Annotated in this window: 17 protein-coding genes; 9 read left to right on the top strand and 8 right to left on the bottom strand. The window is 61.5% G+C overall.

Annotated features, from left to right (window positions below; all coding sequences use genetic code 11):
• Window positions 1-111 precede the first annotated feature (111 nt).
• Complete coding sequence (locus tag NUH87_RS22945) at window positions 112-3,213, top strand: transglycosylase domain-containing protein (RefSeq protein WP_338522803.1); 3,102 nt, start codon at window positions 112-114, stop codon at window positions 3,211-3,213.
• Window positions 3,214-3,229: 16 nt separating this feature from the next.
• Here NUH87_RS22945 and NUH87_RS22940 read toward each other — a convergent pair whose 3' ends face one another.
• Window positions 3,230-3,643, bottom strand: a complete 414-nt coding sequence (locus tag NUH87_RS22940; protein ID WP_338526907.1) for a C40 family peptidase — start codon at window positions 3,641-3,643, stop codon at window positions 3,230-3,232.
• Window positions 3,644-3,989: 346 nt separating this feature from the next.
• Here NUH87_RS22940 and NUH87_RS22935 point away from each other — a divergent pair, with 346 nt between their 5' ends.
• Both NUH87_RS22935 and NUH87_RS22930 read left to right on the top strand, forming a co-directional pair.
• Window positions 3,990-4,580, top strand: coding sequence for a PadR family transcriptional regulator (locus NUH87_RS22935; RefSeq protein WP_338522802.1), 591 nt, complete (start codon window positions 3,990-3,992; stop codon window positions 4,578-4,580).
• Window positions 4,577-5,356, top strand: coding sequence for a siderophore-interacting protein (locus tag NUH87_RS22930; protein WP_338522801.1), 780 nt, complete (start codon window positions 4,577-4,579; stop codon window positions 5,354-5,356). The genes NUH87_RS22935 and NUH87_RS22930 overlap by 4 nt, the downstream gene beginning before the upstream one ends.
• Window positions 5,357-5,526: 170 nt before the next feature.
• On the opposite strand, the gene NUH87_RS22925 is transcribed toward NUH87_RS22930, so the two are convergent.
• Together NUH87_RS22925 and NUH87_RS22920 are read right to left on the bottom strand one after the other, a co-directional pair.
• Entirely contained in the window at window positions 5,527-6,195 is a 669-nt protein-coding gene (locus NUH87_RS22925; RefSeq protein ID WP_338522800.1) for a Pr6Pr family membrane protein, read from the bottom strand.
• A gap of 17 nt (window positions 6,196-6,212) precedes the next feature.
• Window positions 6,213-6,443, bottom strand: a complete 231-nt coding sequence (locus NUH87_RS22920) for a VF530 family protein (RefSeq protein ID WP_338522799.1) — start codon at window positions 6,441-6,443, stop codon at window positions 6,213-6,215.
• Window positions 6,444-7,228: 785 nt separating this feature from the next.
• Here NUH87_RS22920 and NUH87_RS22915 point away from each other — a divergent pair.
• Window positions 7,229-8,803 (top strand): hypothetical protein, encoded by a 1,575-nt coding sequence (locus NUH87_RS22915; protein WP_338522798.1) that lies wholly within the window; start codon window positions 7,229-7,231, stop codon window positions 8,801-8,803.
• Window positions 8,804-8,884: 81 nt separating this feature from the next.
• Here the strand turns inward: NUH87_RS22915 and NUH87_RS22910 are convergent, their stop codons facing one another.
• From NUH87_RS22910 to NUH87_RS22890, 5 genes are all read right to left on the bottom strand, one after another.
• On the bottom strand, window positions 8,885-9,538 hold the full coding sequence (locus NUH87_RS22910) for a Pr6Pr family membrane protein (protein WP_338522797.1): 654 nt from the start codon (window positions 9,536-9,538) through the stop codon (window positions 8,885-8,887).
• A 149-nt stretch (window positions 9,539-9,687) separates the two neighbouring features.
• Window positions 9,688-10,257 (bottom strand): Pr6Pr family membrane protein, encoded by a 570-nt coding sequence (locus tag NUH87_RS22905; RefSeq protein WP_338526905.1) that lies wholly within the window; start codon window positions 10,255-10,257, stop codon window positions 9,688-9,690.
• 206 nt (window positions 10,258-10,463) lie between these two features.
• On the bottom strand, window positions 10,464-11,384 hold the full coding sequence (locus NUH87_RS22900) for a hypothetical protein (protein ID WP_338522796.1): 921 nt from the start codon (window positions 11,382-11,384) through the stop codon (window positions 10,464-10,466).
• A gap of 593 nt (window positions 11,385-11,977) precedes the next feature.
• Window positions 11,978-14,332, bottom strand: a complete 2,355-nt coding sequence (locus tag NUH87_RS22895) for a putative bifunctional diguanylate cyclase/phosphodiesterase (protein WP_338522795.1) — start codon at window positions 14,330-14,332, stop codon at window positions 11,978-11,980.
• On the bottom strand, window positions 14,316-15,005 hold the full coding sequence (locus NUH87_RS22890; RefSeq protein WP_338522794.1) for a methylamine utilization protein: 690 nt from the start codon (window positions 15,003-15,005) through the stop codon (window positions 14,316-14,318). Before NUH87_RS22890 ends, NUH87_RS22895 begins: the two co-directional genes overlap by 17 nt.
• Window positions 15,006-15,302: 297 nt before the next feature.
• On the opposite strand from NUH87_RS22890, the gene lon reads away from it, so the two are divergent.
• The 5 genes from lon to cmoB all read left to right on the top strand — a co-directional run bounded on the left by lon (window position 15,303) and on the right by cmoB (window position 20,919).
• Window positions 15,303-17,735 carry an endopeptidase La gene (gene lon, locus NUH87_RS22885; protein ID WP_338522793.1) on the top strand — a complete coding sequence of 811 codons (2,433 nt, stop codon included), beginning with the start codon at window positions 15,303-15,305 and terminating at the stop codon, window positions 17,733-17,735.
• A gap of 239 nt (window positions 17,736-17,974) precedes the next feature.
• Window positions 17,975-18,367, top strand: a complete 393-nt coding sequence (locus tag NUH87_RS22880) for a protease inhibitor I42 family protein (protein ID WP_338522792.1) — start codon at window positions 17,975-17,977, stop codon at window positions 18,365-18,367.
• Window position 18,368: 1 nt separating this feature from the next.
• Complete coding sequence (locus NUH87_RS22875) at window positions 18,369-19,004, top strand: lysoplasmalogenase (RefSeq protein WP_338522791.1); 636 nt, start codon at window positions 18,369-18,371, stop codon at window positions 19,002-19,004.
• Window positions 19,005-19,189: 185 nt separating this feature from the next.
• Window positions 19,190-19,966, top strand: coding sequence for a carboxy-S-adenosyl-L-methionine synthase CmoA (gene cmoA / locus NUH87_RS22870; protein WP_338522790.1), 777 nt, complete (start codon window positions 19,190-19,192; stop codon window positions 19,964-19,966).
• Entirely contained in the window at window positions 19,963-20,919 is a 957-nt protein-coding gene (gene cmoB / locus NUH87_RS22865) for a tRNA 5-methoxyuridine(34)/uridine 5-oxyacetic acid(34) synthase CmoB (protein WP_338522789.1), read from the top strand. Before cmoA ends, cmoB begins: the two co-directional genes overlap by 4 nt.
• Window positions 20,920-20,925 lie beyond the last annotated feature (6 nt).

Here is a 20,925-nt window from a genome sequence, read left to right as displayed (position 1 = left end):
CATACCGGCCCCGATGACCGTCTGACTCACTTCACATATTTTTCACCGCCCTCAAGCAGCGTCTAAGCTTCAGGCAAGTGCGATCAATCTGCGTGAATGGATGAATCGACTATGGGCGCTTTGTGGCAATCCGATTCGAGCAACACTGTGGCGCCAGCCAACAGGGAGGATGAAGCGCCTTTACCGAAAAAACCCCGTAAACGCAGGCTGTGGTGGCGACTGTTTTGCCTGGTGCTGCTGATTGCCCTGGTTTTGCTGGGGGTTGCCGCTTCGCGGGAAATGCGCAGTTCGAAAATCCAGGCTCGCGAATTCAGCCGTATCGCCGCGGACCTCGGTTATTCACTGGAGTCCGGCCCCAGCGACTCGATGTTCTATCCCGGTGCCGGGCCTTTCGACAAGCGCCTGGGCTACAGCTCACTCGGCGAATTCCAACAGCGCCTGCTGAAACGCCATTACCTGATCGAAGCCCAGGCCCGCTTTTCCCCGGCCCTTCTGGACTACAGCCAGGCAGGCTTCTTCGTGCCGTACAAGGAGAAAATCCAGGCAGGGCTGTCGATCACCGATTGCCGAGGCGGCGATGTCTACCACTACGACTACCCGCAACAACTCTATGCCAGCTTCGACGCCATTCCCCCCTTGGTGGTCAACAGCCTGCTGTTCATCGAAAACCGTGACCTGCTCGACCCGAAACAACCCGAGGCCAACCCCGCCGTGGACTGGCCACGCTTCGGCAAGGCGGTGGTGTCGCAGATTACCAAGGTGCTGCACATGGGCGGCCAGACCGCCGGCGGCAGTACCCTGGCGACCCAGTTGGAGAAATACCGGCACTCGCCGGACGGCCTGACCCTTTCCGGCGGCGAAAAGATCCGGCAGATGATCTCCGCCAGCGTGCGCGCCTATCAGGGCGGCCCGCAAACCCTGGAAGCGCGCAAGGATGTGGTGCGCGACTACCTCAACAGCGTGCCATTGTCCGCCGTGCCCGGCCATGGCGAGGTCCATGGCATGGCCGAAGGCTTGCGGGTCTGGTACGGCGCGGACTTCGCCAAGGTCAACGCCCGCTTGAACAGCACCGCCAGCGACGCCCGGAGCGTTGCCGAACGGGGCCTGGCCCTGCGTGAAGTGCTGTCGCTGATGATTGCCCAGCGCCGGCCCTCCCACTACCTGGCCCGGGGCCGCGACGAACTGGCCGAACTGACCGACAGCCATATCCGCCTGCTGGCCCAGAACGGCGTGATCGACGCCCCGCTGGCCGCCGCCGCCCTGGCCAGCAAGGTGAGCTACCGCGACTGGCAGCAGGAGCCGACCATCCAGCCGGTGGAGTCGAACAAGGGCATCAGCGTGGCCCGCAGCCGCCTGTCGGCCATGCTCGACCGCCCGCTCTACGACCTCGACCGCCTCGACCTCTCGGCCACCAGCACCTTGCAGTCGGCGTTGCAAAGCGAGGCCAGCGACTACCTCAAGCGCCTGGCCGACCCCGAGGTCGCCAAGTCCCTGGGCCTGTTCGGCGAACACCTGCTGACCCCCACCAGCACGCAACAGGTGCGCTACAGCTTCACCCTCTTCGAACTCACCCCCGACAGCGCGCGGGTGCGGGTGCAGACCGACAGCACCGACCAACCCTTCGACATCAACGAAGGCAGCAAGCTCGAACTGGGCTCCACCGCCAAACTGCGGGTGCTGACCAGCTACCTGCAGATCATCGCCGAACTGCACGACCGTTATGGCAACCAGCCATCCGCCGAACTGAAGAAAGTGGCCAATGACGCCCAGGACCCGATCACCCGCTGGGCGCTGGAATACCTGGCGCAGAACAACGACCGCTCCTTGCCGAAAATGCTCGATGAGGCCCTCAGCCGGAAATACTCGGCCAACCCCGGCGAAAGCTTCTTCACCGGCGGCGGCCTGCACCACTTCCACAACTTCCGCAAGGAAGACAACGGCCGCAGCCCGACCTTGCGCGAGGCCCTGCGCGAGTCGATCAACCTGCCGTTTATCCGCCTGCTGCGCGACCTGGTGCGCTACAGCACCTACCACGGGCCGAACAACAGTGCCGAATTGCTCAAGGACGATAGCGAACCCCGCCGCCAGGAATACCTGGCCCGCTTCGCCGACCGCGAGGGCACGGCCTTCATGCTGCGCTTCTGGAAGAAGTACCAGAACAAGACTTCCCAGGAACGCCTGGACACCTTCCTCGACGGCATGCACCCGACGCCGATTCGCCTGGCCGCCGTGCATCGCTACCTGCTGCCGAATGCCCCGCAGGCGGCCTTCAACACCTTCGTGCGGGCCCACCTGAAAACCGAGAAAGTCACTGACGAACGCCTGGCCAAGCTGTACAAGACCTATGGACCGGGCGCTTTCGACCTGCCGGACCAGGGTTTTATCGCCAAGGTCCACCCGCTGGATCTGTGGCTGCTGGGCTACCTGCTGGACAACCCCCAGGCGCACTTCAGCCAAGTGGTGGCCGCCAGCCAGTTCGAGCGCCAGGAAGTCTACGGCTGGCTGTTCAAGAGCAAGCACAAGGGCGCTCGCGACAGCCGGATCCGGGTGATGATGGAGATCGAAGCCTTCCTCGATATCCATCAGCGCTGGCAACAGGTCGGCTACCCCTTCGATCACCTGGTGCCGTCGCTGGCGACCGCCATCGGCAGCTCCGGCGACCGGCCGGCCGCGCTGGCCGAACTGGTGGGGATCATCCTCAACGACGGCGTGCGCCTGCCGACACTGCGCATCGACAGCCTGCACTTCGCCGCCGATACGCCTTATGAAATCCGCCTGGTCAACGACCCGGACAAAGGCAAGCGGGTGATGCCGTCGGAAGTCGCCACGGCCTTGCGCGACGCCCTGTCACAAGTGGTGGATGCGGGCACCGCGCGGCGGGTCTCCGGCAGTTTCAAACAGCCGGACGGCACACCGCTGGCCATGGGCGGGAAAACCGGCACCGGCGACAACCGTATCGAAGCCATCGGCTCCGGTGGGCGGGTGTTGAGTTCGAAGTCGATCAACCGTACGGCGACCTTCGTGTTCTACATCGGCACCCATCACTTCGGCACCCTGACCGCGTTCGTGCCGGGCCGCTCGGCCGAGTCATTCAAATTCACCTCGGCCCTGCCGGTCCAGGTGCTCAAGGGCATGGCGCCGATCCTGACGCCCTACCTGCAACCGGGCAGCAGCACCTTGTGCAACGCGCAGAAGGTCGCGCAAACACACTGACGGCGCGAGCAACGCCTCAGTGTGTGCTGTGAAAGCGCTTGGCGAGGGTGTAGCTCTTTTTCCAGTAGCTGTTGCTGAGGGAATCGATGCGCACCGTCTTGCCGCTACGGGGCGAGTGAATGAATTTGCCCCCGCCGATATAGAGCCCGACATGGTTGACGGTGCTCTGGCCATTGCGCCGGAAGAACACCGCATCGCCCGGCTTGAGGTTGTTCCGCTCGATGGTCCTGGCGTTGGAGCGACGCATGGCGACGGTGGTACGCGGCAACTTGATATTGGCCTCCTGCTGAAACAGGTAGACCAGCAAGCCGCTGCAATCGAAGCCGCTGACCGACATCCCGCCCCAGCGGTAGGGCGTACCGATCAACTCATGGGCACGGCCCACGACATTGTCGATGCGGGCCGGCGCTGCCTTGGGCTTGGGCCGCATCCTCTGGATCACCTTGGCGGGTGAACCGGGTTTTGCCACATCGAGGGCGGCGTGGGCCGACAGGAACAGGCCCGGAGACACCCAAAGCAGCGCCCCCAACAAGAAACTGGACATGATAAGTCCCGCCTTTTTGACACAAGGCGGCATGGTAAAGAGCAGTCCCGGCGCTTGATTAGAGTGCTTTTCTTCAATTCACGTAGGGAAAATCTTCAGAAATAAACAGAAAGCACACCACAGGGCCGGCAGGTGCATGAGCCATTTGACTGGGCACCCGTTCGTCATTTTTTCTTGTCACGCACTTAAGATATATCTTAAGTTATATCTTAACTAGACAGGAGAAAGAGAAATGAGAGAGCAACATCCCCATCTTCGTCACCACCCCCGCGAATTCGGCGATGGCCATGACGGTTTCGAACACCGCCCCGGTCGCGAACGCGGTGGACGCGGGCCACGGGTCTTCGCCCCCGGCGACTTGAAACTGTTGCTGCTGGCGCTGATTGCCGAACAGCCCTGCCACGGCTACGACCTGATCCGCCAGATCGAAGGCATGTTCGACGGCGCCTACAGCCCGAGCCCTGGCGTGATCTACCCGACACTGACCTTCCTGGAAGAAAGCGAATTGATCCTCGGCGACGCCGCCGCCGGGAAAAAGCGCTACAGCGTGACCGACGTCGGCCGCCAGTCCCTGGTCGAGCAGGCCGTGGCCCTCGATGGCGTACGCATGCGCATCGATGTCAGCAAGCGCTCACTGCGCGGTCATGAGCGACCGCAGGAAATCCACGAGGCGGTGCACAACCTGCGCCACGCCCTGCAACTGCACCACGGCCGCTGGAGCCCGGAAGAAATCCTTCGGGTTCGCGACCTGCTGAACAACACTGCCAAGGCCATCGTCGATGGGCCGGGCGCCACCCCGTCTGCTCAGGAGACAGCGCGATGAATGTAGTCAACCCGGGGATTCATCGCGTCCTGCACGAAATCAAGCGGCGCCGCCTGGAGGTGTTGCGGGTCGTCGACCTCACCCCGCGCATGCGCCGCGTCACCGTGGGTGGGCCGGAACTGGCGGGCTTTATCAGCCTGGGCACGGACGACCATGTGAAAGTGTTTTTCCCGCAGAACGCCACCGAACAGGCCGCGCTGGAAACCTGGGTGCCGGGCGCCAAGGACAATGGCCCGCTACCCGCCATGCGTGACTACACCCCACGGCGTTATGACCTGGTAACCGGCGAACTGGACCTCGACTTCGTCCTGCACGGCGACGGCCCCGCCTCGACTTGGGCAGCCCAGGCCGCGCCCGGTCGGTTCCTCACCATCGCCGGCCCGCGGGGCTCGATGGTGGTGCCGGATATCTTCGACAGCTACCTGCTGATCGGCGACGAAACCGCGCTGCCGGCCATTGCCCGGCGCCTGGAGGGCCTGGCGGCCAATCGGCGGGCGCGGGTGGTGATCGAGGTGGAGAACGCCGGGGAGCAGCAGGTGCTGCAGAGTCCGGCACAGATCGAGGTGACCTGGGTACGGCGCGATGCGCCGGAGCAGGACCTGCTGCGCACCGTCGAACAACTGCGCCTCCCCGAAGGCAACCTGTATGCCTGGGTGGCGACCGAAGCGGCCCTGTCGCGCAGGATCCGTAAAGTCTTGCTCGGCCAGCATGGCTTGAACGACGAATTCGTCAAGACGGTTGGCTACTGGAAACAGGACGACAGCGCCGAGGATTGATTCCTCAACAGGATCTCAGCGCGATGCAAGCCTCAAGGGCCTCTTCGCGAGCAAGCTCTGCTCCTACAGTGTTGCATCGCATGCAGAGTCGGCGAACGACAAAAACCTGTAGGAGCAGAGCTTGGTCCGGGCGGCGTTCCGACGAAAGCGTCAGCCCAGACACAACCGCTCTATCTGCTTGCCAAACGTCCCCTGCCCCACCATCGATCCACCGCAATCAACACCCCTGACACCAGAAAAAACCCCAGCAGAATCTGCCCGGCATTGATAAACACCTGTGGATAACCCAACTTATCCACATCGACGAAGGGATACGGATAGACCCCGATCAGATGCCCGCGCAACAGCACATGGCCGAAATAGACCACGGGGTAGATCGCCCATGGCAACCCGTCCCACAGCCGCAAGGTGCCCTTCTTCACACAGCAGCACCAATAGACCACGAACAGCACCGGCATCACGTCATGCAGCAACTCATCGGCCAGCCACTGAAATCCCTGGGGATGCCACAGGTGGCGCAACAACAGGTTGTAGGCCAGCCCGACCACCACGATGCTCGCCGTTACCCCCGTTTGCACCGACGGCCTGAGAAACCAGCGTCGGCCCGCTGAGTCCCGCAAAGTCACCGCGCAGGTCAACACCGTCGCCGCCAGGGTATTGGTCAGCACCGTGAAGAAACTGAAGTAGGTCACCAGCCCGCCGATCAGGCTGGCTTCCACCTGCCAGCGGAAAATCAGCACCAGGTACATCTGGATCGCCAGCCCGCCCCAGCCCAGCAGCGCCGTCCCCATCAACAGGATCCGCCGCCAGCCGCCCAAGGCCTGCACAGCGCTGTGCATCGCGCCGGTATCCGCACTCACAGCTCGCGCTTGGTCCGCGCCAGCTTGATATAGAGGGCCTCGACCCTCTCCCGCGCCCAGGGGGTCTTGCGCAGGAAGGTCAGGCTCGACTTGATGCTCGGGTCACTCTTGAAGCAACGGATATCGATGCGTTGCGCCAACCCTTCCCATTCGTAATGGGCCACCAGGGCATTGAGGATCTGCTCCAGGGTCACGCCGTGCAAAGGGTTGTTGTTCGATGCCGTCATGCCAAGCCTTCAGGTCAGGAAATGGAAGAAGCCGCGCACCTTAGCCGAGCCTTGGGGCGGGGGAAGAGCCACGGGCGAAGACAAGGCGTCCCATATCTGAAACGACTGTAAGACCCATCCTGCACAGCGCGCGACTTACGGTCGAGCATGGCCCCTAGGAGCCAGCTTGCTGGCGATCAGCCACGCCAACGGCCTCCTGCTTCAAGTCTAGCGCCGCCACTGAAAACCTGGCTTTTTGTTTTCCTGACAAAAAACGTAGCCTCGGCGTGTTCTACAGCCGCTTCTCCAACTACACCGGCCTGCTGGGTAGCGGACGTACCCTCAACGGCGAAGGCCAGGAGGATCCCGCCTTTTCAGTTTTTCAAACAACGAAATAACTGCCATTACCAATCATCATAAAAAACTGTCAGAACTGACAGTATACACACCCACCCCGAAATTTTAGCCTGTGTAAGCGTCGAGACTCGATTGAAGAGCCCTGTGTACTTCTCTATTTCCAGATCATTCTTGCAGGTTTTCAAACTCCCTAAGGAGAAAAAAAACGACCACATTAATCAACAACATCGTGGCTAATAATCCGCTTTTTGGTTATTGCCTTGGCAAAATAGAAAACGAACCTCTGCCACCCAAACGGCAGACCAACCCAACGCATTAAAATATTCCATCGCCTCCCGGATAGTGCGATGAGCCCTGTATTTTCGGCAGTCCCTTTATCTTTATAAATGCTTATTACTGAGACGTGACCAATCCCTCCCATTTCAGTAAACGCTACAGGAGAAAATAGAATGAATGCCTCAGACGTTCCTCGTATTCAGAGACCCTCACAAAAATCTGACCTGCCCAGTCACGACGCTGTACTATTCGGGAGCGGTTTCCCCGGTGCAACCGTTGAGATCTGGCAACAGAACGGCAGTCTCCTCGGCCAGGTATTGGTTAAAAATTATTCCTGGGCTATTAAACTGACCACCGATCTACCCGTTGGCCCCTTCACCTTCTCTATACGTCAGACTCTTGACGGTGTGATATCCAACTGGCTGAATTTTTCGTATAACGTTGTCGAAAACGCCACGATGAGTACCTCCGACATCCCGAACATCGACTACCCAGTTTCAGGCTCCCACCTGCCCTCACATAACACCAGTCTCTCGGGGAGCGGCTTCTCTGGCGCAACCGTTGAGATCTGGCAACAGAATGGCAGTAAACTTGGCGAGGGATCGGTCGACCACTTTGGCAAGTGGAGCACTGAACTCGCGGCTGATCTGCCACTCGGTCCATTTACTTTTTCCATACGCCAGACCTTCGGCGAAATCATCTCTGACTGGAAGAACTTTTCATACGATGTCTACGATACCGGCGTTGTCAGGGCCCCCATCATCATGACCCCCGGCAAGAACGCGCAAGTATCGACCCAATCGCTGCTCATCTCCGGATACAGCACCCCGGGGGCTACCATTAGCATCTATCCCAGTGGCGCCGCCTACTGCTTTGGGACGACGTTAACCAACGTTGACAGTGAATGGACACTCCTCTACGACCCCGAGCTTTCAGCCGGCCACTATGAAATTACTGCCATGGCCACTGGCGCCGACGGTACCCAATCCGGCTGGGCGGATCCAGTCCCCTTTGATGCGGTGGTACTCCATAATTATGCCTGGGCGGTCTACCAAGACGGCTACAATGAATTAGGAAGCATTGTCAAACTTGCCTATAAACCGAACGATAATGATCGCGGAAAAGATGCCCAAGGTAGAGACGGCAGACCGGGTGACCGTTGGATAGAAGTTCCTGAATACGCAAAGACCGGTTGGGTGGGGCCCGAGAATGGCCCTTGGTGCAGCCCGTCAGCGTTTAAAACGGGGGCGGAGGTACGGCTGCCCTCCATGAAAAAGATCGCACTCGCCCTGGCTATGGATGCTGACAACTACAAGGTCGAAATAGTCGAAATAGATGAAAACAATGTCACCATCGGAGATATCAGAGAGTTTTTATTATGGCGAATTGAGAAATACGGTGACAATACCCTGGTGGGCGAACTAGTCAGCACTTCGGCGATGACCTATGATGAACTCAAGGCCGACCAGTCTTATAATTCGACACGCATTCCACAACATCAGAGACTGGCACGCCTGCTTCTGAGTGCGGTCAGTGGGGATGCATCGTTCGGTTATTCCGTACCGGCTTCACAACGGCAAGTCCTGACAGACAATCTACTGATCAGGGATCTGATAGCCCCCATGATTGTCTACCATCGAGATCTTAGAAGTAAGTATCCCGGCGGGCGTACATCACGCAGTGATATCGAATCCGTTTTATACTTTACGGGTCTGAAGGACTTTGCCTATAAAAACTTTGGCATCTGAAGTAAAGACACCCACCGGGCCAGGAGAGTTGTCATGCGAGTTTAATCGATGACTCTTGGTCGGTGGGTGCAGGTGACCTGATCAGCGCTGGCCTTTCCACCGATCCACGGCAATCAGCACCAGTGATATCACCACAAACGCCACCAGTACCATCAGCGCATTGATAAACACCTGTGGATAACCCAGCTTGTCCACTTCGATAAAGGGATAAGGGTAGGAGCCGACAAAGTAGCCACGCACCAGGGCGTAAATGAAATAGACCAGCGGATAGAGCAGCCACGGCCAGAGATCCCGCCATTGCAAGGTGCCCTTGGGCACGCAGGACCACCAATAGATCACAAACAGCACCGGCATCACGTCATGCAGCAACTCATCGGCCACCCACTGCAGGCCCTGGGGGTTCCACGTATTGCGCAGCAGCAGGTTGTACGCCAGCCCGACCAGCACAATGGCGGCGGCCACACCGCCCTGGACCGTGGGTTTGAGAAAGAACCGGCGCACCGCCGAATCCCCTGACGTTGCCGCGCAGGTCAGCACCACCGCCACCAGGATATTGGTCAGCACCGTGAAATAGCTGAAAAAGATGTCCACCCCGCCCAACAGGCTCTTGTCGCCCTGCCAGCGCGAAGCCAGGATCAGGTAGAGTTGGAGAGCTAATGCAAACCATCCCAGCAATGCCGCGATCTTCACGGCGATACCGCCCGTGCTTTGCGTTAACACCATTTCGTTGCTCATGAGCAGGCTCCTTGCTACGTGGCACCTGCAACGGCAAAGCCCCCATCGATTGGGCGCTTATAAACAGGCTGTCTGTTGAGCAAGACCCTAGAAGAAAGCCGGACAAGCCTCTACTGTCAGAAATGACAGTCCTGACCAACGGCAACCGATCAGCGCTGGCCTTGCCAGCGGTCCACGGCAATCACCAGCAGTGACACCAGCATGAACCCCAACACCACCATCCCGGCATTGATCAACACCTGGGGATAACCCAGCTCGCCCACATCGGCGAAATCATAAGGGTAGTTGCCGACCAGGTATCCGCGCAACAGGAGGTAAACGCAGTAGGCCAGCAGATAGATCAACCACGGCACCATATCCCGCCATTGCAAGCGCCCCTTGGTCACATAGAACCACCAATAGAGCAAAAACAGCACCGGCATCACGTCGTGCATCAACTCATCGGGTACCCACTGGAATTCCCGGACGTTCCACGGAACGCGCAACAACAGGTTGTACACAAACGAGACCAGCACAACGCTGACCACCGCGCCGCCCTGAACCGAGGGACTGAGCAAGAAACGACGCGCGGTCGACTCCCCCGAGGTCGCCGCGCTGGTCAGCACCAACGCCACCAGGACATTGCTCAGCACCGTAAAGTAACTGAGGAAGACGTCCAGTCCGCCCAACAGACTCCCCGCGGCCTGACAGTTCTGGTAGAGCTGGGAGCCCAATGTCACCCACCCCAGAAGTGCCGCCGCCTTCAAGGAGATTCCACGCCATCCTTGCCTCAAAGCCCTGTCATCACTCATGACCTTGGTTCCTGGCGATCGCAACTTCTACGATCTCAAAGCCGCCAAACAGATTGGACACGCAATACCACACAGTGCCTTGAACATGAGCCTAGAAGAACCTCACCCCTGGTGACAGGTCTGATGAAGACGCTTCATGGGTCCTGCTTCAGCACCATCAGGGAGAAACTGGAGGTATCAACCTCCAGGACACCGCTGAGCGCTTGGGGAGGGACAGGCTTGGTCTCGGTCTCGCCGAAGGTCCAGTCGAGTACCCCGCCGTTTTTCAGCGCCACCACCCGCTCCAGGCGAATGGCGACGGCGCTCACGTCGGACTTCGCCTCATCCGGCACCGGCACCACGGTCAACCCGCCTCGGTGGTGCCAGGCCAAGACCCCACCGCCTCTGATCGCCACCCAGTGGGCATCGTCATTGGCGATGGCGCTGACTCGAGATTGCGCCTGATCCGGCACGTCCAGCAGGCGGAGGGTACCGGGGGACCAGCAGAGCACCCGGCCCTGCTCGGTGAGGGCCATCGCCTGACCTCCGGTGTGTGGCTCAATAGAGATGGCCCTGATTCCTGACCGGGCTTCCTCCGGGATATGCAAGAGCTCCGCCGTATCGATCTCCCAGAGCAGCACCTCGCCCTGTTTGATCGCCATGCCCCAACGGCCGCTGGTGGCGATGGCCGTCACCCCCGACTGCGCGGCCTGCGGTACGGTCAATTCGGAGAACACCGGATAGTCCTGCCAGGAGAGGACTTTTCCCGCCTTCAGCGCCAACGAGCGTACCCGGGTGGGACGTTCGATATAGCCACTGGCAATGGCGCTGACACCGGACTTCGCCTCCTGCGGAACCGGAGTCGTCACGGTGCTGCCGTTACCATCCCAGGACAGCACTTCCCCCCCTTTGATTGCCAACATCATGCCGTACGCATTCGTGGCCATTGTCGAGACGCCGGCGCTCACTTTCTCCAACATCCGCATCTCGTCACCGTTTCCCCACCAGGCCAGAATCCCGCCCGTGGGCTGCTCCTTTATCGCTGTGCCACGTGTTGAAACCTTGTCGTCGCTCATGACAGTTCCTCATCGCCACCATGACACCCGCGACTGCAAAGTCCCAAACGATTGAGTACTTGAAACAGGATGTCTGTTGAGCAATACCGTAGAAGGGCGCGAGACAAGACTCTACTGTCAGAAATAACAGTCCTGACCAACGGCAACGCTGGTCACCCGTGCCTCGAAAGAAGTGACAGGCCAGTAAAAATCAAGCCGCGCCTCAATGTTCCTGAATAAGGTTAGGCTGAGCCCCACCGAATGCGACTGAGACTTTGCTTCTTCATTCGTATGAAGTTTCCTAGAAAATCCTGACCGCTTGCACCTGCCAAAACACGTGACTAGTCTTCGTTCGTCACTGCCAATTCAGTGATCGGGTTTAGTAGCCCGTGTGAGCTTTAGGCGCATGGTGCCATCGTGCTGTCAGGCCTCTTATTGCCTGAACATTATGGTGGCTGTGCGCAGGGCGCCCTCGGGTGCACCGGTTCCTTAGCTCGCCGGCCTACTAACCTGCGTACAGCTGCCACCCCCATCGTTTAGTCGCGACTCGGTAGCAGCTCAAGCGAGGGATAGAACACCTGCAAGATTCGTAGCCTTTGCACCGGCACCGCCCATCAATGAGCCACAACGGACGGTGCCCCCAAGGGCAAGGCCACCCAGGCCTCGAACGCCGCAGCGGTCAAGGGCCGGCTGATCAGGTAGCCTTGGGCAGTGTCGCAGTGCCAGCGCTCCAGCAAGCGCAGGCTGTGGGCGTATTCGACGCCCTCGGCAACCACCTTCAGCCCCAGGTTGTGGCTCATTTCGATGGTCGAGCGGACGATCACCGCGTCCTCGCTGGTTTCATCCAGGTCGCGAACGAAGGACTGGTCGATCTTCAGTTCCTGCACCGGCAGCCGCTTGAGATGCGCCAGCGACGAGTAACCGGTCCCGAAGTCATCCACCGACAGGCTGATGCCGCACTCGCGCAGCCGCTGCAGGACCTTCAAGGCCTGCTCGGGCTCGCGCATCACGGCGCTTTCGGTGATCTCGAAGATCAATTGTTCGGCCGGCAACCGGTACTGCTTGAGCAGAGTCGAGACACGGTCGGCCAGGTCGGGGCCGAGCAGGTCGTCCGCCGAAATATTCAGCGACACTTGCAGGTGCAAGCCACGCTGGTTCCACTCCGACAGCTGGCGCATACCCTCCTCGATCACCCAATGGGTCAGGGTCTGGATGCTGCCGGTCCGTTCGGCCAGGACGATGAACTCCGCCGGCGACACCATGCCGAACTGCGGGTGCTGCCAGCGCAGCAGGGCTTCGGCCTGGCGCACCCGGCCCTCGCGGATATCCAGCTTGGGTTGGTAATGCAGCAGCAACTCGCCGTTGGCCGCGGCATGGCGCAGGTCACGGATCAGGGTGACCTGGCGCCGGTGCGCCAGGTCGCGTCCCTGTTCGTAGATCTGGATGTGTCCCGGGATCTGTCCGGCGTCTTTCATGGCGATGGCGGCGCGGCTGAGCAGTTCCTCCGCGGCCAGGCCATCCCCCGGAAAGGCGGCTATCCCCATCCGGCAATCCAGGGTCACGTCATGCCCGGCAACCCGCTGCGACTTGAGCAACAGTTGCTGGAGCTTGTCCGCCGTGGCGACCGCGCCGTCACTGGTGGCGTTCTGCAGCAACAGCAGGAACTCGCCGCCGATCAGGTGCGCCACGGTGTCCCCGGCACGCAGGGCCCCCAGCAGGCGCAGGCCGACCTGTTGCAGCACCAGGTCCACCGCGTCGGGACCGCCGGCTTCGCTGATCGCCCGCAGGTTATCGATCTCCAGGTACACCAGGGCCACCGGGCGCCCGGCGCTGATCGCACTGCCCAGGCGCTCCATCGCCAGCGCGCGGTTGGGCAGGCCGGTGAGCCCGTCGTGCAAGGCATTGTGCGCCAGCTGCTGCTCGCGCTCGGCGATGCCGCTTTGCATGGAATTGAAGGCGCTGGCCAGCAGCCCCAGTTCGTCGCTGCGCTTGAGCGATACGGGTGTCTGGTAATCGCCCTGGCCGATACGCTCCGCCGCCTGGGCCAGCGCCCGCACCGGCTGCGAGACACTGCGCGCCAGCAGCAAGGCACCGGCCAGGGACGCCAGGAGCGAGACCAGGGCGATCAGCAGGATATTCTGGTCGAGCGGCTCGAACGCCTGCATCGCCGCGTCCAGCGGACTTTGCAGCAAGGCGATGACCTGGTTGTCATTTTCCCCGCCGCCGCCGGCCAGCATCAGCGTCTTGCTCAGGAAGCTGTGCTGCTCGTATTCAGTCAGTTCCTGCGTGTGTTTGCCGTTGGCGAGCATCAGGTGCTCGATGTTCTGCGCCATGCTCGGCGGCTGGGTGCTCACCAGTTCCCCGGGCTGCTGCCGGTCCACGCTCAGGAACGACACTTCCAGATTACTCAACGAACGCAGCTCGCGGGCGAACGCCGTGTCCATGGAAAAGCCCATCACCACCCGGGCGATCGGCAAGGGCGCCAGCACCGGTGCTTCCACCAGCAGATGCGGCTTGCCCTGCAAGGGCACGATCAGGGTCGACTGCTTGAGCCGCCGCGCCTCGCGCAGGGCCTGGTCATAACGGAACGGCGAACCGTCGGGCAGGTCGCTCAGGCTGCTGGCCAGGACCTTGCCGTCCATGCTCAGGAGGATCATGTCATTGGCATTGATGCGCTTGCCGTGGTTGAGCAGCACCGAACGGATGGTCGCCGAATCGCCGCTGGACACCGCATCGCGAAAGCCGAAATCCGCCGCCAGCAGTTGCACGCCATCGCTCAGGCGCCGGCCCTGGACGTCCAGCAAGCGCTCGAACACCCGGGTACCGAGCTGCAATTGCTCGCTGGCCTGGCCACGGACCGCACTGTTGGTCGCCGCCTTGACGCTGAAATACAGCGCGCCGATCACCACCAGCAACAGCAGGATCAGGACGCGGGCGACCCGCGCCTGGAAGCTACTTCGCAGTTTCACTGACAGTTTTATCGAAGGCATCGCCCGAAGCACTCGCAGCCGGCGCCGTGGGTTCGTCCGGCGACAGGGGTTGGATCGACAGGCTGAAGCGTTGCTTCAGCCCTGTGGCGGCCACAACGATTTCGCCCCCCGCCCGCGGCTGCCCATCGGCGACCTGGGGATGCCAGAGTGTCACGCGGTAGTGGCCGGCAGGCAGTTGGTCGAAACGGATCAGGCCCTTTTCGTCACTGACCGCGAACCAGGGGGCGTCGGTCACATAGACATAGCCAAGCATCCAGTCATGGATGTTGCAACCCAGCACCACGATCCCCGGCTTGTCGAACAGCACCGGGTCCGCTGGCGTGCCTTGGTACAGGCGCAGCTCGAAGCGCTTGGCCGGCGAAAAGGAATAGACCTGATGGCGGATATTGTCGCTGTTGGGGAAGCGGATCCGGGTCCCGGTATGCACCGCCAGCACGTGGGGGGCGAACTCGGTGTCGCGCTGGTCCATGTCCGCCTGCAGGCTGTAGGCCGGCTGCGCCGCAGCGCCTTGCAAGGTCACCACCGCGTTCGACAAGGGCTTGCCCTGTTGATCGACCATCTCGGCCTGAAAACCGGCGGCGGCACTCAGGCCGCTGGACAACAGACACGAAATAAGCAGAAACAATCCAGTCAATGAGGTCGGACGGGCCATTGAGCAACTACTCTCAGGTTCGTGAAGGAGGGGTTTACCTTGGCACAAAAGGATTGCACAGGTGCAGAGTAGCCGGGGGCGCAGAGAAGATCACGCGACAAATAGGGCCATTAGCCACTATTACGGCAAAGCCGACGGACGACCGCCCGGCCGGCAAAACCTCTACCTGAAAAATGCTTTGTACACTCATTCATTCAGGGGCTATCGACCGCCTTTGGCAAAGCGGTATCCCTTGACCATTGAAACCACGGGCGGCTCGCCCCATTTAATTGGCATATATCACTGTGCAGGTGCCCCATGAGCGAGCAGCAGGAATTCCCTGAACGTCCGACCTTAAAGGCCGACGCCGAACACACCGCCGACGATGCCCACGCCGCGAGCGCCTCGGGCACCGGCCTGGCGCTGCCCGGGCAGAACCTGCCGGACAAGGTCTATATCATCCCGATCCACAATCGCCCGTTCTTCCCGGCCCAGGTGCTGCCGGTGATCGTCAATGAAGAACCCTGGGCCGAAACCCTGGAGCTGGTGAGCAAATCCGATCACCACTCCCTGGCGCTGTTCTTCATGGACACGCCCACCGAAGACCCCCGCCATTTCGACACCAAGGCCCTGCCCGAGTACGGCACCCTGGTGAAGGTGCACCATGCCAGTCGCGAGGGAGGCAAATTGCAGTTTGTCGCCCAGGGCCTGACCCGGGTGCGCGTTCGGACCTGGCTCAAGCACCATCGCCCACCGTACCTGGTGGAAGTCGAATACCCGCACCAACCGAGCGAGCCGACCGACGAGGTCAAGGCCTACGGCATGGCCCTGATCAATGCGATCAAGGAGCTGTTGCCGCTCAACCCGCTGTACAGCGAAGAGCTGAAGAATTATCTCAACCGCTTCAGCCCCAACGACCCGTCGCCACTGACCGACTTCGCCGCCGCCCTCACCTCCGCGACCGGCAACGAGCTGCAGGAAGTGCTCGACTGCGTGCCGATGCTCAAGCGCATGGAAAAAGTCCTGCCGATGCTGCGCAAGGAAGTCGAAGTCGCGCGGCTGCAGAAGGAAATCTCCGCCGAGGTGAACCGCAAGATCGGCGAGCACCAGCGCGAGTTCTTCCTCAAGGAGCAGCTCAAGGTCATCCAGCAGGAGCTGGGGCTTACCAAGGACGACCGCAGCGCCGACGTCGACCAGTTCGAGCAGCGCTTGCAGGGCAAGGTCCTGCCGGCCCAGGCGCAAAAGCGCATCAGCGAGGAAATGGGCAAGCTGGCGATCCTCGAGACCGGCTCGCCGGAGTACGCCGTCACCCGCAACTACCTGGAGTGGGCCACGGCCCTGCCCTGGGGCGTGTATGGCGAGGACAAGCTCGACCTCAAGCATGCGCGCAAGGTGCTGGACCAGCATCATGCCGGCCTGGATGACATCAAGGCGCGGATCCTCGAGTTCCTCGCGGTCGGCGCCTACAAGGGCGAGATCAGCGGTTCCATCGTGCTGCTGGTGGGACCGCCGGGGGTGGGCAAGACCAGCGTCGGCAAATCCATCGCCGAATCCCTCGGGCGGCCGTTCTATCGCTTCAGCGTCGGCGGCATGCGCGACGAGGCGGAGATCAAGGGCCATCGCCGCACCTACATCGGTGCCCAGCCGGGCAAGCTGGTGCAGGCCTTGAAAGAGGTCGAGGTGATGAACCCGGTGATCATGCTCGACGAGATCGACAAGATGGGCCAGAGCTTCCAGGGCGACCCGGCTTCGGCGCTGCTGGAAACCCTCGACCCGGAACAGAACGTGGATTTCCTCGACCACTACCTGGACCTGCGCCTGGACCTGTCGAAAGTGCTCTTCGTCTGCACCGCCAACACCCTGGACTCGATCCCCGGCCCCTTGCTGGACCGGATGGAAGTGATTCGCCTGTCGGGCTACATCACCGAGGAAAAACTCGCCATCGCCAAGCGCCACCTGTGGCCCAAGCAGCTGGAGAAGGCCGGCGTCAGCAAAAGCAGCCTGAGCATCAGCGACAGTGCCCTGCGCGCGGTGATCGACGGCTACGCCCGGGAAGCCGGGGTGCGCCAGCTGGAGAAGCAACTGGGCAAACTGGTGCGCAAGGCCGTGGTCAGGTTGCTGGAAGAGCCGAACACGGCGATCAAGCTCGGCAACAAGGATCTCGAAGCCTCGCTGGGCATGCCGGTGTTTCGCAACGAGCAGGTGCTCTCCGGTGTCGGCGTGATCACGGGCCTGGCCTGGACCAGCCTGGGCGGTGCCACCTTGCCGATCGAAGCGACCCGCATCCATACGCTCAACCGTGGCTTCAAGCTCACCGGGCAGCTGGGTGAGGTGATGAAGGAGTCGGCGGAGATCGCCTACAGCTACGTCAGCTCGCACCTCAAGCAGTTTGGCGGCGATCCGGAGTTCTTCGACAAGGCCTTCGTGCACCTGCATGTACCGGAAGGCGCTACCCCGAAAGACGGTCCCAGCGCCGGGGTGACCATGGCCAGTGCGCTACTGTCGCTGGCGCGCAACCAGCCACCGAAAAAGGGCGTGGCCATGACCGGCGAACTGACCCTGACCGGGCATGTACTGCCGATTGGCGGGGTGCGGGAAAAGGTGATTGCGGCGCGGCGGCAGAAGCTTTTCGAGCTGATCCTGCCGGAAGCCAACCGTGGGCATTTCGAGGAACTGCCGGATTACCTGAAGGAGGGCATCACGGCGCACTTCGCCAAGCGTTTCGCGGATGTGGCGAAGATTCTGTTCTAAACAAGGTAGTTTGCGGTCGGGCCCCGACCTGTAGGAGCCGGCTTGCTGGCGATTGCGATCTGACCGTCGACATCTTTGTCGCCTGATAAACCGCGATCGCCAGCAAGCCGGTTCCTACAAGGACCGCGTTGATCGTGATGGCGGGTCAAGACGCTATCGACGCCCTCGAATCCCAGGCATTAGTGCAAGTCCGGCTCCACAGGTTATGCTCGGTCATCGCTGTAATAACTGGAGACACTATGACCCGGACTCGCCTGCTGCTGCCGTTAAGCCTCGCCTTGCTCACCGCCTGTGCCCAGCAACCGCGCCAGAACGTGACGCTGGAGAAACAGAGTGACTGCCCGATGCAACTCAAGAACGGGCAGAACATGATCCTCAGCCTGCCCAGCAACCCCACCACCGGCTATCGCTGGTCCATCCAGGACTCGGCGGGCGGTGTGCTGAAAAGCCTGGGGCCGGAGGTCTACCACAATCCGGACGACAACGGCCTGGTGGGCAGCGGTGGCCAATCGACCTGGCGCTTCCAGGCCTTCGCCACCGGTACCGGGCGCTTGCGGCTGACCTACCAGCAACCCTGGGACCCGGAAGCGGCGCCGGCACAAAGTTTCGACTGCCCGATCACGGTGAACTGACATGCCCTGGCTGATCCTTGCCCTGATGGGGGCCGTGGCGTTCCTTTATGGCGTGAGCATCGAGTCAACGCTGCTGTGCCTGCTGACCAAGCCGGTGCCGGTGTTGGCCCTGCTCGGCTGGTTGCACGATGCGCCAGTGGGCGGGTATCGCCGCTGGATCGGCCTGGGCCTGATCTTTTCCCTGCTGGGGGATGTGCTGCTGGCCTGGCCAGGCGATCTGTTCGTATTCGGCCTGGGGGCGTTCCTGGTCGCGCACCTGGCTTACCTCAAGGCGTACCTGAGCGACTGCCGGCGGCTGGCGGCCCTGCCCTTGCTGCTGGCCCTGCTGATCGGTGCGGTGTTGCTGGGCATCCTGATGTCCAAGGGCCTGGGCGATCTGCTAATCCCCGTCAGTGTTTATGCACTGGCCATCAGCGCCATGCTCTGGCGAGCGCTGGCCCGTCTGGGCAGCGCCGTGCCCAAGCGTTCCGCCCTGCTGGCGGCCGCGGGTGCACTGACCTTCGCCTTCTCCGACAGCTTGATCGGGATCGATCGCTTCGTGGTCAAGTTCGCCGCGGCGCCCTACCTGATCATCCTTGCCTACTGGCTGGGGCAGTGGGGGATCGCGGCCTCGGCTTTCAGCCAAAAGCCGCGCTGAACGCCGGCCGCCCTTCTGTAGGAGCGAGCTTGCTCGCGATGGTGGTCCAGACACCGCGGGGTATCAGATACCCCGCGTTATCGTTGACGTCCATCGCGAGCAAGCTCGCTCCTACAAGTTTCCAGCGCTCTCGGGCTCGGTGTTTTATCCGACAAAGCGCGCATCGCGGCGCCAACTTGGCTAAAATGCCCGCCTTTTCAGCATCCGCCGGAACCGTCGTGAGCAAAGAATCCGATCGCCTTTTCGCCCAGCCCCTGGCCCAAGTGCCGGACTTCGCCTTCAACGAAGACGTGGTGCGGGTCTTTCCGGACATGATCAAGCGCTCGGTGCCCGGCTACCCGACCATTGTCGAGAACCTCGGCGTGCTGGCCGCACAGTTCGCCCAGCCGCACAGCGTGCTCTACGACCTCGGCTGCTCCCTCGGCGCGGTGACCCAGGCCCTGCGCCGCCATGTGCGCAGCGACGGTTGCCGGGTCATCGCGGTGGATAACTCCGCGGCCATGGTCGAACGCTGCCGCGAATACCTCAACGGCCAGGACTCGATGTTCCAGGAGCTGCTGCCCGTCGAGGTGATCGAGGGCGATATCCTCGCCCTGGAATTCCAGCCAACCTCGGTGGTGGCGCTGAACTTCACCCTGCAATTCATCGCTCCGGAACAGCGCCTGGCCCTGCTCGGACGCATCCGCCAGGCGTTGCTGCCCGGCGGCGCGCTGATCCTCTCGGAGAAGCTGCGGTTCAACGACAGCGAAGAGCATGCGCTGCTCACCGAGCTGCACGTTGCCTTCAAGCGCGCCAATGGCTACAGCGAACTGGAAATCGCCCAGAAACGCAGCGCCATCGAAAACGTCATGAAGCCCGACAGCCTCGAAGAACACCGCGAACGCTTGCTGGCGGCGGGTTTCTCGAAAGTCGTGCCCTGGTTCCAATGCCTTAACTTTGCCTCGTTGATTGCCCTGCCATGATTGATCTGTTCCCTCTCGCCCGCCGTCTGGCGCATACCCCGCTGGCCAAATGGGCCGGCAGCCTGCAAGCGCAACTCGATGCCAGGATGGAAAAAGGTCATGGCGACCTGGAGCGCTGGCAGAGCGCGCTCGATGCACTGCCGAAGATCATGCCGACCCAGGTCGATCTGCTGAACGGCCTGACCCTCGACAGCGACTGCGACGACGCTACCCGCGCCCAGATGCGCACGGCACTGATGGGTTTGTCGCCCTGGCGCAAAGGTCCGTTCGATCTGTTCGGCGTGCACGTCGACACCGAATGGCGCTCGGACTGGAAATGGTCGCGGGTCGCCCCGCACCTGGACCTCAAGGGCAAGCGCATTCTCGATGTCGGCTGCGGCAACGGCTACTACATGTGGCGCATGCTCGGGGCCGGCGCGGACACGGTGATCGGCGTCGATCCGAACTGGCTGTTCTTCTGTCAGTTCCAGGCGGTGCAGCGCTACCTGGCGCAGTCTTCGGCCTGGCACCTGCCGTTCCCCTTCGAGGACCTGCCGGCCAATCTGGAAGGCTTCGACACGGTGTTTTCCATGGGGGTGTTCTACCATCGGCGCTCACCCATCGAACATTTGCTGGCGCTCAAGGATTGCCTGGTGAAGGGTGGCGAGTTGGTGCTGGAAACCCTGGTGGTGGAAGGTGACGCGAATCAGGTGCTGGTGCCGGAGGACCGTTATGCGCAGATGCGCAATGTCTGGTTCCTGCCGTCGGTACCAGCCCTGGAGCGCTGGTTGCGGCGCGCCGGGTTCAGCGATGTGCGCTGTGTCGATGTGAGCGTGACCACGGTGCAGGAACAGCGCGGGACCGAGTGGATGAAGTACCAGTCGTTGAGCGACTTCCTCGATCCGGAGGATCACAGCAAGACCATCGAAGGGCTGCCGGCGCCGATGCGGGCGGTGATTGTCGCCCGCAAGTAAGGCAGG

Source organism: Pseudomonas batumici (assembly GCF_036585405.1).
GTDB lineage: Bacteria > Pseudomonadota > Gammaproteobacteria > Pseudomonadales > Pseudomonadaceae > Aquipseudomonas > Aquipseudomonas batumici.
Note: the sequence above shows the minus strand (reverse complement) of the source record. Positions and strands in the feature narration are given on the sequence as shown.

Bases quoted from the DNA above. Each gene is read 5' to 3' on its own strand.
- NUH87_RS22890 (WP_338522794.1), bottom strand. From the start codon at position 15,005: ATGGCCCGTCCGACCTCATTGACTGGATTGTTTCTGCTTATTTCGTGT.
- NUH87_RS22920 (WP_338522799.1), bottom strand. From the start codon at position 6,443: ATGACGGCATCGAACAACAACCCTTTGCACGGCGTGACCCTGGAGCAG.
- NUH87_RS22945 (WP_338522803.1), top strand. From the start codon at position 112: ATGGGCGCTTTGTGGCAATCCGATTCGAGCAACACTGTGGCGCCAGCC.
- NUH87_RS22935 (WP_338522802.1), top strand. From the start codon at position 3,990: ATGAGAGAGCAACATCCCCATCTTCGTCACCACCCCCGCGAATTCGGC.
- NUH87_RS22910 (WP_338522797.1), bottom strand. From the start codon at position 9,538: ATGAGCAACGAAATGGTGTTAACGCAAAGCACGGGCGGTATCGCCGTG.
- NUH87_RS22915 (WP_338522798.1), top strand. From the start codon at position 7,229: ATGAATGCCTCAGACGTTCCTCGTATTCAGAGACCCTCACAAAAATCT.
- NUH87_RS22925 (WP_338522800.1), bottom strand. From the start codon at position 6,195: ATGCACAGCGCTGTGCAGGCCTTGGGCGGCTGGCGGCGGATCCTGTTG.
- cmoB (WP_338522789.1), top strand. From the start codon at position 19,963: ATGATTGATCTGTTCCCTCTCGCCCGCCGTCTGGCGCATACCCCGCTG.
- NUH87_RS22930 (WP_338522801.1), top strand. From the start codon at position 4,577: ATGAATGTAGTCAACCCGGGGATTCATCGCGTCCTGCACGAAATCAAG.
- lon (WP_338522793.1), top strand. From the start codon at position 15,303: ATGAGCGAGCAGCAGGAATTCCCTGAACGTCCGACCTTAAAGGCCGAC.
- NUH87_RS22875 (WP_338522791.1), top strand. From the start codon at position 18,369: ATGCCCTGGCTGATCCTTGCCCTGATGGGGGCCGTGGCGTTCCTTTAT.
- cmoA (WP_338522790.1), top strand. From the start codon at position 19,190: ATGCCCGCCTTTTCAGCATCCGCCGGAACCGTCGTGAGCAAAGAATCC.
- NUH87_RS22880 (WP_338522792.1), top strand. From the start codon at position 17,975: ATGACCCGGACTCGCCTGCTGCTGCCGTTAAGCCTCGCCTTGCTCACC.
- NUH87_RS22900 (WP_338522796.1), bottom strand. From the start codon at position 11,384: ATGAGCGACGACAAGGTTTCAACACGTGGCACAGCGATAAAGGAGCAG.
- NUH87_RS22940 (WP_338526907.1), bottom strand. From the start codon at position 3,643: ATGCGGCCCAAGCCCAAGGCAGCGCCGGCCCGCATCGACAATGTCGTG.